Genomic DNA, 14,396 nt, shown 5'->3' with positions numbered 1-14,396 from the left:
TTTTCCTCCGACCTAGCGATCGGGCCCACACGGCTGTGACCCGTCCGGTATCGCCCCATCCCCGTTCGTCGTGCACGACGCGACATCCCGGCACGACGAAACCCGTAGAACTGGAGACGTCCGTGACCATCACTCGATCACGCGCCCCGAAAGCGCTGGCCGCCGCGATCCTCTGCGCCGTCGCCGCCCTCACGGCGACCGGTGCCACGCCGGCCGCGGCCGCCATCGGCCCCAGCTTCGTCGACAACTTCAACGGATTCGACACCGGCCGCTGGTACAAGGCCGACGGGTACAGCAACGGCGGCGTCTTCAACGCCGGCTGGCGCGCCGACCACGTCTGGTTCAGCGGCGGCGTGATGGGCCTCAACCTGGACAACCAGTCCTGCCCGGGCGGCTGCTCCGGCAAGCCGTACGCCGCCGGCGAATATCGCACCACCGACCTCTACTCGTACGGGCGGTTCGAAGCGCGCATGAAGGCCGTCAAGAACCCCGGCACCGTGACCTCGTTCTTCACCTACACCGGGCCCAGCGACGGCCAGCCCTGGGACGAGATCGACGTGGAGATCCTGGGCAAGAACACCACCCAGATGCAGGTCAACTACTTCACCAACGGCGTCGGCGGCCACGAGACGATCATCAACCTGGGCTTCGACGCCGCGAACGGCTACCACAACTACGCCTTCGAGTGGTGGAACGGCGGCACCATCAACTGGTTCGTCGACGGAAAGCTCGTCCACCAGGAGAACGGCTCCCGTGGACCGCTTCCCACACACCCGCAACGCATCATGATGAACCTCTGGCCCGGCATCGGGGTCGACAGCTGGCTGGGGCCCTTCACCTACCCCGGCACCACGCTGACCGCCACCTATGACTGGGCCAGGTACACCAGGTACTGATCGTCACGGAGTGACGCGGCCCGGCCATGTCGGCTCACCCGTACCTCTGGCTTTTGCCGGGCTCGATGCCCGGTGTGCCGACCGCCGCGACAAGGAGGCCGGGCCGTGCCTCGAATCGCCTGAAAGGACCCGCTAGCCTGGTGGTGGTTCGAGCGGAGGGGGCCGTGTATGTCGTCGCCGGTCCCGTCGCGTCCGCCGACGCTCGACGAGGTCGCCGAGCGAGCCCGGGTGTCACGCACGGTGGCGTCCCGAGTGATCAACAACGGGCCGAATGTGAGCCGCGCGAAACGCGACGCGGTGGAGCAGGCGATTCGGGACCTCGGGTTCACGCCGAACCGGGCCGCGCGCGCCCTGGCGACTCGCCAGACCGGTGTGGTGGTGCTCGCGGTCTCCGGCGACGGGCCGGGGGTGTTCGCGGATCCGTTCTTCGGCCAGATCATGATGGGCGCGTCCACCGCGCTGGAGAAGACCGACCTGCACCTGGTGCTCAGCCTGGCCACGACCGGTCACGGCCAACGGCGGCTGGAGAGCTTCCTGCAGACCCGGGGAGCCGACGGGGTGATGCTGGTGGCGCTGCGCGGTGACGATCCGCTGATCGACATCGCCGCGCGATCGGGACTGCCCACCGTCTTCATCGGGCTGCCGATGCACGGAACACCACCGTTCTACGTCGAGGCCGACAACGCGGGCGGGGCACGGGCGGCCACCGAGTACCTGCTACGCGCCGGTCGCCGCCGCATCGCCATGATCACCGGACCGGACGACACCGCGGTCGGCCGCGAGCGCCGGCGCGGCTACACCGAGGCGCTGGTGCTGGCGGGGCTCCGGCCGTACGCCACCGCGCCCGGAGATTTCATGGAGGCCGGCGGCGCCGCGGCGATGCGTACGCTGCTGAGCGAGCACCCGGACCTCGACGCCGTGCTCGCGGCGAACGACAACATGGCGGCCGGGGCGCTGTGGGTGTTGCGCGACGCCGGACGCACGGTGCCCGACGACGTCGCCGTGGTCGGTTTCGACGATCTGCCGATCGCGTCGCACACCGATCCGAAACTGACCACGATTCATCAGCCGGTGCAGGCGCTGGGCCGCGAGGCCGCCCGCATGCTGATCGAACTGCTCGACGGCGTACAACCGGAACCGTTCATCCTGCCCACGAAGGTGATCGTACGAGAGTCGGCCTGACCGCGACGGGCAAAGCGCGGCGGCGTGGGGCACGGGAGCCTGTCCGCTCCCGTGCCCTGACCGTCAGCGTGCCCCTCGGCCGGCCGTCACGCGGCCTTCACGAAGTACTGTGCGGCCGATCCGTTGCAGTCCCAGATCTGCAGTCGCGCGCCGTCCGCTGTCGAGCCCGACGGGGAGTCCAGGCATCTGTTGGAGTTCGGGTTGCGCAACCGGTTACCTTCCTGGACCCAGTTCTGGGCGCCGCTGCCGTTGCAGTCCCAGAGCTGCACCTGCGTGCCGTTGGCCGTACCCGCGCTGGTGACGTCGAGGCACCGGCCCAACGTCCGCAGGGTCTGACCGTCCCAGCTCCACTGCTGGTCCTTCGAAAGAGAAGACCCCTGGCACGTCCACAGCTGCACGGCCGCGCCATTGCCGCCCGTGTCGTTCCCGGCCACGTCCACGCACTTGCCGCCCGGCCCGTTGACCTGCGTCGCGGGTCCGCCCGGCGTCGTACCCCCGCCGTCCTGGTAGTAGCGCACGTAGTCGATCGATGCGGTGAGCGGGAACTGGCCCTGCACGGGGTTCTGTCCGGGGTACGTGCCGCCCAGCGCCAGGTTGAAGATGATGTGGAACGGCTTGCGGAACTCCTCCAAGGTCGCCGGCGTCGTGTCGATCACGTGCGTCTGCACACCGTCGACGTACCAGCGGATCTGCGCGGCCGTCCACTCGATCGCATAGACGTGGAAGGCCGCGGCGTTGTTGACGGCGGGGTTCGCGACGTAGTTGGCGTTCTGACCCGCTGTCCACGGGAACACGCCGGTCCGCAGATCCCAGAAGATGTTGTTCGTCACGGTCGCGTTCGCGTTCGCGTGTTCCATGATGTCGACCTCGCCGCAACTGGCCCAGTTGGTGGGCAGGCGGTCGTAGTAGGTCTGCGCCGGGTTGTAGGCGCTCGTGGACGTCTCGTCGCACGAGTCACCGAGCATCCAGAAAGCCGGCCACGAGCCGGTGGCGGTCGGGAGCGCCATGCGCGCCTCGATGCGGCCGTACTGGAAGGACTTCTTCGTGTCCGTCGTCATGCGGCACGACGTCTGGTAGAAGTTGCGGCCGTTGACCGTGATGGGCGTCGTGAGCCAGTTGGCGCGCATCACGAGGTTGCCACCGGACTGCGTGCAGTTCTCGGGGCGGTACCACTCCCACTCGCCGTTGCCCCAGCCGTCGAAAGCATTGAGGCCGGGGTTGAGGCCGTTGCCGACGTTGTAGTTCCAGTTGGCGCTGCTGGGCGCGCCGGACCCGTTGAACTCGTCGGCCCACACCAGGTTCCACGCGGCGTGTGCGGGCTGCTGCTGGACGACCGCGCTGCCGACGAGTGCAGTGACGGCCGCGGTGAGGAGGACCAGGAGGCGCCGGCTGTGTGACAGCGCTCGGTCCGCGAAACCTGCATTCGTTGTCACGGAGAACGTCCTCTCGTACGGAGTGGTCGATCTACTGCGAGGGCGAAATGAGAGCGCTCTCTGTAAACATTATTACGTAAATATTTCCAACTGTCGATGCGACGAACCATCGACCTGGTGACCAGCTCGTTCGCGGGCCGGTTCACCCACGTCGAGCCTCGCCGGGCGTCGGCCGGGTTCGTCACCGGCCTGCCCGCAGACCTTCCGAAGGGACCTCACCAGCCGGAGGAGTTCGTCTGTCAACTCCCCAAGTCCTCTGGTTGATGACTGAGGCGGCCTGCGGCGACGGCCCGGGACCACGGGCGGCGATCGATTCTCGATATCGTGCCGACGATGCCGAAGGTCCCTCGCCGAACCGTGATCTGCCGTGTCGTCCGGCCGGGCCCGAGAACCCGGCCCCACCTGTCCGGCCGGTGAAGCCGACCTGGCCGATCGACCGGAGTTCCGAGGACGAGGACGGCCTGTGGAACCCGGGACTCCGGCAGGATCGTCTGCGCGAACCGCCTCACACCGACGGCGGGCCAACGAAATGAGAAGCGAGTTGAACCCAGAGGTCATCTATCCGGTCGACATGGGCGAGTACGAGTGGTGGGAGACCGGGAGTAAGGGCTGGCTCCAGGTCACGGTTCGTTGGGATGCCGCCGAGTGGGCGATAACCTTCTACGATCCGGTTCGGCTGAGCCAGGAGATCAACCTCGATCTCGCGCGCCAGGGCTATTTCGCGGAGCGGATCATCGTGGTGCCAAGTCTCACCAGGGAAGCAGTGGAGGCGGCCGTGCAAGCTATTGCGCAGCATGATGGGTTCGCCGACTTCAGCTGAGCCGGCGATCCCTTCGGGCACCACGTCCCCCGCTCACATCTTCCGGCTACCGGGCGTTCGATTCAGCGGCGCGTGGTCACAGCGGTGACAACACCATTCTGACGTGTCGCGCGTCCGCTGGGTCGTCCACGTCGAACTGCAGCAACCAACGACCCCGTTGAAGCCTGACCTCGTCGCTGTCGTCGGCATCCCCGATGGAGAGCCGTCCCGATGGAACGTCGAGGGCGACCTCATACGGCAATCCGTCAACCCGCTGCGATGTCACCCGAACGTCGAGGACGACGTCGGCCTCGCCCTCACCGACCGTGTCGGCATGAACCACCAGAACGGCGACGTGGGAGACCGTGGAGAGCACGGGGCCCTCACCGTTGTGGAAGTCGATGTCGAAGTCCGTCTCGCAATCGGCGTCGCTGATGTAGATGGCGCCCCAGTAGTACGGGCGGACCCGGCGTAGACGTTGATCTTCTGCCATGACGCCGGACCATATCGTCAGATCTCGACTACATGAGGCCGAGGATGCCGAACATGACACTCTGTGACGAGCGGGTCATCGCAGGAGAGTGCGACTTGGCTGCCCCCGTCGATGAGGACCGGAACTGTCGTACCCCCGTGTTGAGATACTGAGCATGCCTCAACAGTCGCACCCTGCAACCGATATCTCGGCCGTCACGCCCGCGCAGCGTGCCCAAATCCTTCGCGAGGAGTCGGACCTGCTCGAAGAAAAGATGATGAGGGGCGGCATCGATACTCAGAGAGACGTGCTCGTCGCTCTCAGAATTCGAATTGATGAACTCGAAGAAGTCCGCACCGCGGATTAGCACTTCAGGTACTGGAAGTTGGGTTGTCTGTGACCGGCAAACAGTCCCGGTGCACCTCTGCCTGGCATGGTTGCCGGTTCCGGAACACACTCTCTCCGGCGCGGACGGATGTTGGCCGCCCTGTCGGGGTTCCGGTAGTAGCGACGCCCGATCGGCGGCTGATGTCGGTCAGAGGTTTGCCAGCCAGGCCCGGGTGTCGTCGGGATGTGCGAAGCGGACGGTGACCAGCGGGTCGAAGCGGGGATCGCGGGTGCGGCGTTCGATTTCGCGGTGCCGGGTCTTGTGCTGGGACCACGCCCACCAGGCCGGGTGTTCCCGGCTCAGCCAGCCTGCCCAGGTCTCGGTGTTGCCACCGAAGAGCACCTCCCGCGTGACGGTACGCCGGACGGACCGGCGCAGGACGCGGGGCATGACGATGCGCTGGGGATAGTCCAGCCAAATCACCGTGTCGGCCCGGTCCCACAGCAGGTCACGGACCTCCGGATAGCCGAGCGAGTCGATGACCCAGCCGGGCCCGGCGGCGAGCCTCGACACCTCTTCGGTGAACTTCTCGTTCACGGCCCAGCCCGGGCCGTTGAAGTACAGCGCGTCCATCTCGTGGTACGGCAGGTCCAGACGACCACTCAAAGCCTGCGCGAGAGTGGATTTGCCGGCGCCGGTGACACCGACCACCAAGATCCGTTCCATGGGCGCACTCTACGTCCGGCGCCCATTCAACCCCAGGCGGGGACCGCCTGTTTGCGACAGGGCCGGCGAATCGACCGTACGGATAACCGCACCTCAGACCCTGGTGCCTCCTCGATGGCCGCAACGGTTTCGATCCGGCAGATTTCGGAACATGCGAACCACAGGATCCGATGCCCGCCCCGTGAGTCGTTTCGGCGGGCCGAAAGCACGTGCGTGGATCGCCGACACATTCGTGCGCGGACTCACCGGTCTGCCGCTTGCGCTCGCCTCGGTGCCGATGGCCTTGACCGGAAACGCCGACCGGGCGGCACGGACCCAGGTACGTATGGCGGCCCGGTTCCCGGGCACTGTCGACGGGTTCACCATGGGTGGCCGGCGTCCCAGCACGACCATGAGGCGGGTCCTGGGGCACAGCATGCTCGTGGCCATTCCGGCGACATTGGCATTCGCGGCCGTGGCCATCCAGTTGTTCACCGTTTGGTCCGGCTATTTGTACCCCGTGCGACCCGACACGATTGCCGCAATCGGCCATCCGTTCACCCCGGATACGGAGGTGCTTTCAGGGGCTTGGGGCGGCCCCACCCTGATGGGCGCCTGGGCTGTCCACAGCTGTATCGCGTTTTGCATGCAGGCGATCTGCGGGGCGCTGCTGGTAGGTCTGTGCAAGGTGCAGAATGCGATGACGCGACGGCTGGCGGCCGTGGCATGATCGTCGGACGTGGCCGGCGCCGACATCGCGGCCGGGCTCGGCGACTGGCCGCGGGCCGCGAGTAAGCGCCCGAGCCTGAACGGCCAGCAGGCGTACTCCGTCCCACCCGGCCGCCCGCTGCTGCTTCGACACCAAGACCCGCAAGTACCGCTGACCAGGCTCGGTCACAGCCGGGCGAGCGCGTTGCGCGCCTGTCGAGCACGGCGTGCCATTCCGGCGTCCTCGTAGAGCGTCGCCGCGTTGGCGAGTGCCCTGGCCAGGCCGTCGGTGTGCTCGCCGGAGACGTGCCGGACGAGCCACTCGTACTCGCTCACGCAGTCCACGGCGGCCGACACCCGCGCCTTGGTCGGGATGGAGCCGGGCGGGACATGCGCGAAGGCCCGCGCGGCCAGGGAACGGGCGAGATGCGGGCCGAACGCCGCACGGTCACGTCTCGCCAACCGCTGGTAGATCGCGATGCCCTCGCCGAACAGCACCTCGGCACGGTCGAGGGCCCCGATCCGGCGGAACAGGATGCCGCCGTTGACCAGGAAACCCGCCAGCAGATACCGGGTGCCCGGTTCAGTGTCGGCCAGTGGGCGCAACGTCCGCACGACGTCCTCGATGCCACGCTGAGCGTCCGCGGTACGACCCAGGTCCAGGTTGCTCATCGCCGCCAGGTTGCCCAACATCGCGAGGAGCTCGGTACCCTTCCCGGCGGGCGGCGCGGTTTTCAGGATTTTGGTCGCCTCGCCACACGAGGCCACCGCATCGGCGTACAACTTCTCCTGATACTGCATCCGACCCAGCGTGTAGAGGTTGTCGGCGAGTGCCCTGATCAGGTCGATCTGCTGGGGATCCTCCTGCTGCAACCGCCCGAACAACGTCCTCGCCCGGTCGAGAAGAGGCCGGGCGAGCCCGAATTCCTCGCGCTCGACGTGCACCTTGGCGGCAGAACTGAGGGCGGAGGCCAACTGCGCCCGGTACCGGCCGGGGCGTGCCGCGGCCATCTCTTCCCATACCTGCAGCGACTCGAGGACGAGTGCGGCGCCGGCGTCCACCGAACCCGCACCGATCGTACGGATGCCGAGATCATGCAGGACAGCGGGAAACGCCGCCTCGTAGGCGCCGGGATTGGCCCGCCGCAGCTCCCGGTACAGGTCCACCGCCCGCGTCTGGCTCCGGAGCGCCTGTCCCGGCTTCCCGAGCCGTTCCTCGATCCTGGACGACACGATCAGCGCGTCCGCGAGCCCGGCGCTCGGAGGGCGCCGGCGCAATCCCCGCATGGCGTCGATGACCAGCTGATACCCCCTGGCCGGGTCGCCCGCCCGTGCCAGCAGATCACCGGCGAAGACCCGGGCCCGGTCGAGATCGCGGCCGTACATCTCCGGCCTCCGCCGTCCGAGCCCCTCGAGCAGTTCCACACGCAGACCCGCCAGGCCGGCGGCCTCGGCGGTGTCGCCGACCTCGGCCGCCGCCTCCGCCAGCGGCCGAAGAACCTCGCAGATGTCGATTTCGAAGAGGCCCGGCTGCTGGTCGGCGAGCCGCTGGTAGATCTGCAGCGCACGTCCGAGAAGCTCGACCGCCTCCGAACGGCGCCGCGTCGCCAACCTGATCTCCCCTAACACCGTGAGGACACCCGCAAGGACCGCCTGATCGCCGGAGCGCCCGCTTCCAGCGGCACGTCCGGCGATCTCGTGGGCTTCTTCGGCCACGGTCGCCGCCTCGCCGACGATTCCCGCGTCGCACAGCTTGCGGGCCAGCTCCGTCATGGCGGTCGCCACCGGTGGCTCACCGTCCGGGTTCCGCCGCCGCAGCTCCCGGTACACGGCCACCGATTCCCGGTTCACCTCGATCGCATCGTCGCGGTGCCCGTTGGCCTCCAGCAATTGGGAGAGATTCAGCAGCGTGGGCGCCAGAGCCGGAAGCAGGTCACCCGGTGTCTGTTCGACGCCTTCCCGGAAGGTGTCCGCGGCGCGACGGGCGGCGGCCAGACCCTCCTCGAACCTTCCGCAGTTGAGGCAGATGCCCGCAAACGCTGTCAGCTCCACGGCCAGCACCAGCCTGCCCGGCAGGCCGAGAGCTGTGACATCGTCCCGGGCATAGCATTTCTGGGAGTTCCGGCTCGCGATGAGCGCCTCCTCGTAGCGCCCGGCATGGGCCAGACGCCGGGACAGATCCGAGTAGGCATGCCCCCGTTCCCGATCACTGTCCGCGGCGCGTACCCGCCGTGGGGTGAGGCGGACGGCCAACTCAGCAGCGGCCAGGGCGAAGTCGAGGTCCTCGTCGCGGTCGGGGACCAGCGGAAAGATCGCCGCCAGGGTGTCGTCGCTCAGTGCGCCGGCCATGCCGAGCAGTGCGGCGCCGCCGGCTTCGACGGCCAGGCGTGGGTCCGGGGACAGCAGCGCGTCCAGGAAACCGCGCACATGTGTCCAGCGCCCGTCCTGTGCAACCGCACCCAGAAGGAAGAAGTATCGCGCCAGATAGCCTGGCGCCCGTCCCCCGGCATCCCGGCTGACCAGCATCCGCGCGGTCGGATCGGCCCACTGCTGTGCCGGATAGTCGGCGTGGTGCCCGGGGAAGGTCAGGGCGAGGAAGTCCTCGGCGAGCCGATCCGGGTAGAGCGGTTCGAGCGCTCCCTCACCGTCGAGGCACGGGTAGGCCGCGCCGTGGTCACGCAGGATCGCATCCGGCTCGCCCATCGCAAGGCGCCGGACGAGCGCCAGGCCCGCCTCGGGCTGCTGGCGCCCGGCCAGCGCCGCGGTGAAGACCGTCCGGTTCATGACCTCGGGTTCGGTGGTGTAGGCGGGTGCACCGATCACATGGGCGGACTCCGCGGACATCTGCGCCCAGTACGCGTGTTCCCGGTCGAGCAGGTACAGGGTCACCTGCTCCGGCGACACTCGCCGGCCAATGCCGCCGCGGCTCCGCGCATCCACTGCGACCAGCGCCGCCATGTGCAGGGCGAGCGTGGTCCCGTCCTCAGCCCGTGCGGGGGTCTCCGGCACCGGGCCGGTCAAGTCGTACAGGTGCTGGAAGTCGGTGTACGCGGCCGCGAACATCGCGGTGCGGTCCGGAGCCGGGTCCAACCGTTGCTCCGCCGCCTCGGCACCGATGTCGGTGAGGACCGCCCGCAGACCGGGCCACATCGCGGTCGATCGGCCCAACAGCATGACCCGGGCCTGCCCGCCGTGATGCAGGAGCATGTTGCGCAACAGCCAGGCGAGGTGACTGACCGGCCAGCGATCCGCGTAGTCGACGACCAACAACACCCCCGCGGAATTCTGCGGCGACAGATCCTGGCTGCCGGGGAGGGGCAAAACCGCACCGGGGCCGTGCACCGCGGTCACGACCTTCCAGCCCTGTCCCGCGGCCACCGCGGCCAGCTCGGCGGCCAGACGGCTCTTGCCCTGCCCACCGGGGGCGTGCAGCCACCGTACGGACAGCCGCGACTCTGTGGACAGCCAGGTGGTCAGGGCGGCGAGTTCGGTGTCCCGCCCGGTGAACCGGACGAGGGCGAATCGAGCGTTGAGCATGCGGCTCGGCAGCTGCCGCAGCCAGCGCCGGTCCGGAGCCGGTTCCCGCTTCGACTCATGCAGCAGGTAGAGCGGGACACCGTCGCCGAACACGTGGACATCGGCTCCGATGGCACCGTACGCATACCCGTCGGCGGTTGTGACGGTCTGCGTCGCGCTCACCGGTTGACCTGCTGGGTGTCGGTCCAGACCCCGCGACCGGCCAGCGCGGCCCGCACCACTGGCCACCGGGTGAGGTCGCGCGCGATGAGCAGCACACGGGTGGGGCGCGGCTGATACAGGATCGCGTTGCTGAGCAACCAGATCAGGTCCGTCAACGACCGCGACCCCGCGTCGCCGATGATCGCCAGGAGGCCGGCGGGCGACGGTTCGCCCGGCCCGGCGGTGATGTCACCGGCGGCCGGCTCGACCACGCGCCACCGGCGCTTGCGTGCCCGTGCGGCCAACCGGTCGGCAAGGGCGGTCTTCCCGCTGCCGGCCGCTCCGTACAGCCAGCGCACCGCGGGGGTACGGGTGTCGGCCAGCCAGATCCGAAGGTCCTTGGCGGCCGGGCCGCCGTGGCGGGTGGGCGGTACGGCTGGTGGACGGTCGGCGAAGACCAGTGGAGGGACGGCAGGCCCGTGGTTGTGGACACTGCCGCCGACCGCACCATAGGCCACTCCTCCGGCGGCCTGGATCAGCTGGCGCTGGTCCGGATTCATGTCAGTCCCCACCGCGGCGACGTTCGTGACCGTCCGGTTCGGAAGCGGCCGGTGGCTGCGGCCCGTGGTTCACGACCCTGGTGTCCGGACCTTGCGCACCCTGCGCGAACCCACCGTGGGCGGCCGAGATGATCTGCGTGTACGAGGCCGGTGGCATGTTCACCGGATCCGGCGGCTCACGACCGGCGTCCGGACCCCGCCGCGCCCGGTCGTAGATGACCAGGGCGGTGCCGATCGCCCCGACCGGCAACGCGAGAATGTTGGCCCAGCCCACCCAGCGTTCGAAGTCGCTGGTGCCGGTCGCCGCGGCCAGCACCACCCAGAGGCCAAGCGCGACCAGCCCGATCGCGACGGCGAGCCAGCCGATGAGGCGCAGCCTGCTGGAGCGCATCCGCATGCTTCCATTGTGTAGCCATCGAACGGAGTCCGCGAGCCATGCGACAGCACCGCGCTCACGGAGAGTCCTGCCGCCACGCCAGCCGCGGTGTCGGCCAGCCGACGAAGTCCGCACATTAGTTCGAACGGGCTATCCGGTGGGATGCGGCCTCGGCCTCGGCGCCCTCAGGACCTGGCCAGCCGGACCGGGCAGCGGGGCGTTTTGATCCGCATGGATAGACTCCCGGGGCGCGAAAGCGGAAGGGGACCGATCCGATTAACGATCCCCACGGATGAATTCGGGGGATTTCCCTCCGGGGCCAGGCCCTGGATTCCCAGCTCGGACCGCATCTGATCCACCATCCCGGAGGGAGGCGATCAGATGTCTCACGTCGTCGGCACTGGCACGGTCGCGTTCAGCCGTGGCGAGGATCGTCCTCGCGGCGTTGAGGTCACGGTCTGCGGTGTAGCCGCAGGCCGTGCACTCGAAGATGCGTACGCCCAGTCCGAGGCGGTGATTGGCTCTCTCGCCGCACCCGGAACAGGTCATCGTGGTGTAGGCGGGCGGCACCAGCACCACCTTCCGACCCGCCCGCATGCCACGCTCGACAAGTTCCCGCTTGCACGCGCCGATCGCCGCGTCAGCGGCCTTACGGGCCATCCGCGACTTCGCCAGGAACTTCGGCTTGAAGTCCTCCACAGCGATCAGACTGTGATGCTCGATGACGTTCTTCGCCCAGACACGGGCGTCGTAGGTGTTCTGCCGGGCCGCCTTCTTCGCGATCCGGGCGGCCTGCCGTTGCGCGGTCTGGTAGCCCTTCGACGGCGGCCGGCCCTTCGGCCGGCGGCGGCGGGCCATCCTGCGCTGCGCTTTCGCCAGTTCAGCAGCGCACCGTTTGCGATACCCGAGGTGCGGCAGATCGAACGCCGGATCGGTCGTGGTGGCGGTCGCCTTCACACCCCAGTCGACACCGATACCGGGCAGGTCCGCGTCCGGCGCGTCGGCCTGTTCGCGGCGGACCACGAACGAGGCGTACCAATGCCCGAGGCTGTCCCGGTAGACCCGCACGCTGGACGGGGCGGACGGCAACTCCCGGGACCAGACGACCGGGATCGTGACCCTACCCGGCAGGCGAAGCCGACCGCCCTTGATCGAGAAACCCCGAGTCGTGTACTCCAAACTCGGCAACGCGTCCTTGAGCCGCTTGGCCCTCGGACGGCCCCGGCCCTTCACCGTGAACGAATGGTTCAGGGCGGTGCCGTAGGTGCGCAGCGTCTGCTGCTGGGCGACCTGCGACCCGGCTCGCAGCCAGGCGTTACACCCGCGGGCGTCGGTCAGCAGCTTCGACAGCTTGCCGAACGTCGGCTTCCGGCCGGTCCTCTGCTGGTGGACGGCTTCGTTCCACAGCCACCGGCAGCGTCCCCACTCGTCGAGAAGTGCGGCCTCCGCGATGCGGCCAGGCCGCAGGCGGTAGGTGTAACGCACCGTCTCATCCACATCGGACACCATACCCGCGCAGCCCAACGACCCTGGAGACCGTGAAGAGGCATGTCGAGAACCAGCGCAACGTCTGACCAGACGCCCATCCGCCTCGACGGCGAATGGGCTACCCCCGACCCGCTCCGCAGGCGATCCGTTTCCTCCCCACGGCTAAAGCCGGGGGTTTCCACGGAAGGCATTCGATGAGCATGCCGCTGCGCCCGGGGGACCCAGTCAGGCTCGGCCGCTACGAGCTGGCCGGACGGCTCGGTCAAGGCGGCATGGGCACCGTCTACCTGGGCCGGGACAGTGATGGTGGGCGGCTGGTCGCGATCAAGATGGTGCGGCCGGAGTTCGCGCACGAGACGGAGTTCCGGGGACGGTTCCGCAGTGAGGTGAACCGGGCCAAGCAGGTGCCGCCGTTCTCGACCGCCGAGGTGCTGGACGCTGATCCCGATCATGAGCCGCCGTACCTGGTGGTGGAATATGTCGACGGGCCGAGCCTGGCGGTCGAGGTCCGGGAGCGGGGGCCGCTGTCCGGAGCGGCGCTGCAGGGTGTCGCCGTCGGGATCGCCACGGCGCTGACCGCGATCCACGGGGCCGAGGTGATCCACCGGGATCTGAAGCCGGGCAACGTGCTGTTCGCGCGCGGCGGCATCAAGGTGATCGACTTCGGGATCGCGCGTGCGTTCGAGGCCACCAGCCAGCACACCCGCACCGATCAGATGGTCGGCACGGTGTCGTACATGGCGCCGGAACGGTTCGATCCGGTCGACGGGCGGCCGGTCTCCCCGGCCGCTGACATCTTCGCCTGGGGCGCCGTGGTGGTGTTCGCGGCGACCGGCCGGAGCCCGTTCGCCGCCGATTCGGCCGCCGGGACGGCGATGCGCATCCTCACCGGTGAGCCGGATCTGGCCGGGGTGCCGGAGTCGCTGCGTAGCGCGGTGGAATGGGCGCTGGCGAAGGACCCGGAGGCCCGGCCGACCGCCCGCGAGCTGCTGGATCTGCTGCTGGCGGGCGAGGCGCCACGTCCGGCGGTGGTCACCGCCGCGGCCGCGGCGCCGACGATCGCGCCGGTTCCGGTCAGAGCAAGGCGCGGGCGTACGGTCGCCGCGCTTGCCACCGCGGTCGCCGTGCTCGCCGCGACCGGCGTAGGGCTGGCGCTGAATGGCCTGCCCGGTGGCAGCCCGTCAGCCACCGGCGCGACGCCCCCCAGCGGTGCCGGATCCGGTGAACCCACCTCGGGCGGTGCCGTATCGAGCCGGCCGGCGCCGAAACCGTCGGCACGGTCGCTGTCACCGCTGGAAAAACTTCAGGCCATCCGGAACGGCAAGCGCAAGACCCTGATCCACTCCGTCCAGCTCGACAAGGACCTGGCGATGGATCAGCACTACACGGAGATCGAGGCCGGGGACGGCACCGGGAAGAAGTCGCAGTTCGCGCTGATCCCGGCCGGCGTCGACTTCCTGTTCCAGTCACTGGCCGCGTCGACGCCCGACCGTCCGGTGTGTCTCGGTGTCCGGCTCACCAAGGAGTCGGCGAAACTGGCCCAGTCCGAATGCTTCACCGGGCCGGGAACACAGTTCGAGCTGATTCCCGCCGAGAAGAAGGACGACCACGGCCGGCCGGCGTACTACATCTACAACGACTCCAGCGGTTTCCTGCTGTGGGACGGTGAGGCCTTCTACGTCCAGGAGGTCGGCGACGGCGACCCGATCTACACGTTCAGTTTCGTCGACCTCGGCCCGCTGCCCAGCCCGTCGGTCGGTTGACACCTGCG

Annotated in this window: 14 protein-coding genes; 7 read left to right on the top strand and 7 right to left on the bottom strand. The window is 68.8% G+C overall.

Annotated features, from left to right (window positions below; all coding sequences use genetic code 11):
- Nucleotides 1-122: 122 nt before the first annotated feature.
- Together bglS and BJ964_RS31430 are read left to right on the top strand one after the other, a co-directional pair.
- Nucleotides 123-896 carry a beta-glucanase gene (gene bglS / locus BJ964_RS31435; RefSeq protein ID WP_229807186.1) on the top strand — a complete coding sequence of 258 codons (774 nt, stop codon included), beginning with the start codon at nucleotides 123-125 and terminating at the stop codon, nucleotides 894-896.
- Nucleotides 897-1,064: 168 nt separating this feature from the next.
- Complete coding sequence (locus tag BJ964_RS31430; RefSeq protein WP_188124057.1) at nucleotides 1,065-2,078, top strand: LacI family DNA-binding transcriptional regulator; 1,014 nt, start codon at nucleotides 1,065-1,067, stop codon at nucleotides 2,076-2,078.
- Between the two features lie 86 nt (nucleotides 2,079-2,164).
- On the opposite strand, the gene BJ964_RS48355 is transcribed toward BJ964_RS31430, so the two are convergent.
- Nucleotides 2,165-3,511, bottom strand: a complete 1,347-nt coding sequence (locus BJ964_RS48355) for a ricin-type beta-trefoil lectin domain protein (protein WP_188124056.1) — start codon at nucleotides 3,509-3,511, stop codon at nucleotides 2,165-2,167.
- A gap of 96 nt (nucleotides 3,512-3,607) precedes the next feature.
- Between BJ964_RS48355 and BJ964_RS31420 the strand changes: the two genes are divergently transcribed.
- Both BJ964_RS31420 and BJ964_RS31415 read left to right on the top strand, forming a co-directional pair.
- Nucleotides 3,608-3,775 (top strand): hypothetical protein, encoded by a 168-nt coding sequence (locus tag BJ964_RS31420; RefSeq protein ID WP_188124055.1) that lies wholly within the window; start codon nucleotides 3,608-3,610, stop codon nucleotides 3,773-3,775.
- Between the two features lie 277 nt (nucleotides 3,776-4,052).
- A complete protein-coding gene (locus tag BJ964_RS31415) occupies nucleotides 4,053-4,331 on the top strand; it encodes a hypothetical protein (RefSeq protein WP_188124054.1) in 279 nt (92 codons plus the stop codon).
- 76 nt (nucleotides 4,332-4,407) lie between these two features.
- Here the strand turns inward: BJ964_RS31415 and BJ964_RS31410 are convergent, their stop codons facing one another.
- Nucleotides 4,408-4,803, bottom strand: coding sequence for a hypothetical protein (locus BJ964_RS31410; protein ID WP_188124053.1), 396 nt, complete (start codon nucleotides 4,801-4,803; stop codon nucleotides 4,408-4,410).
- Between the two features lie 154 nt (nucleotides 4,804-4,957).
- Here BJ964_RS31410 and BJ964_RS31405 point away from each other — a divergent pair, with 154 nt between their 5' ends.
- A complete protein-coding gene (locus BJ964_RS31405; protein WP_188124052.1) occupies nucleotides 4,958-5,149 on the top strand; it encodes a hypothetical protein in 192 nt (63 codons plus the stop codon).
- Between the two features lie 168 nt (nucleotides 5,150-5,317).
- On the opposite strand, the gene BJ964_RS31400 is transcribed toward BJ964_RS31405, so the two are convergent.
- A complete protein-coding gene (locus BJ964_RS31400; protein ID WP_188124051.1) occupies nucleotides 5,318-5,836 on the bottom strand; it encodes a P-loop NTPase family protein in 519 nt (172 codons plus the stop codon).
- A 151-nt stretch (nucleotides 5,837-5,987) separates the two neighbouring features.
- On the opposite strand from BJ964_RS31400, the gene BJ964_RS31395 reads away from it, so the two are divergent.
- A complete protein-coding gene (locus BJ964_RS31395; RefSeq protein WP_188124050.1) occupies nucleotides 5,988-6,545 on the top strand; it encodes a hypothetical protein in 558 nt (185 codons plus the stop codon).
- A gap of 164 nt (nucleotides 6,546-6,709) precedes the next feature.
- On the opposite strand, the gene BJ964_RS31390 is transcribed toward BJ964_RS31395, so the two are convergent.
- From BJ964_RS31390 to BJ964_RS31375, 4 genes are all read right to left on the bottom strand, one after another.
- Nucleotides 6,710-10,222: a hypothetical protein gene (locus BJ964_RS31390; RefSeq protein ID WP_188124049.1), complete on the bottom strand. Its 3,513-nt coding sequence runs from the start codon at nucleotides 10,220-10,222 to the stop codon at nucleotides 6,710-6,712.
- Nucleotides 10,219-10,773 carry a hypothetical protein gene (locus tag BJ964_RS31385; protein ID WP_188124048.1) on the bottom strand — a complete coding sequence of 185 codons (555 nt, stop codon included), beginning with the start codon at nucleotides 10,771-10,773 and terminating at the stop codon, nucleotides 10,219-10,221. Before BJ964_RS31385 ends, BJ964_RS31390 begins: the two co-directional genes overlap by 4 nt.
- A complete protein-coding gene (locus BJ964_RS31380) occupies nucleotides 10,763-11,158 on the bottom strand; it encodes a hypothetical protein (RefSeq protein WP_188124047.1) in 396 nt (131 codons plus the stop codon). Before BJ964_RS31380 ends, BJ964_RS31385 begins: the two co-directional genes overlap by 11 nt.
- A 255-nt stretch (nucleotides 11,159-11,413) precedes the next feature.
- A complete protein-coding gene (locus BJ964_RS31375) occupies nucleotides 11,414-12,634 on the bottom strand; it encodes an RNA-guided endonuclease InsQ/TnpB family protein (protein WP_223149638.1) in 1,221 nt (406 codons plus the stop codon).
- Between the two features lie 185 nt (nucleotides 12,635-12,819).
- Between BJ964_RS31375 and BJ964_RS31370 the strand changes: the two genes are divergently transcribed.
- Nucleotides 12,820-14,388: a serine/threonine protein kinase gene (locus BJ964_RS31370; protein WP_188124045.1), complete on the top strand. Its 1,569-nt coding sequence runs from the start codon at nucleotides 12,820-12,822 to the stop codon at nucleotides 14,386-14,388.
- Nucleotides 14,389-14,396 lie beyond the last annotated feature (8 nt).

The organism is Actinoplanes lobatus, assembly GCF_014205215.1.
GTDB lineage: Bacteria > Actinomycetota > Actinomycetes > Mycobacteriales > Micromonosporaceae > Actinoplanes > Actinoplanes lobatus.
This window is presented reverse-complemented; position numbering and strand designations above follow the sequence as displayed.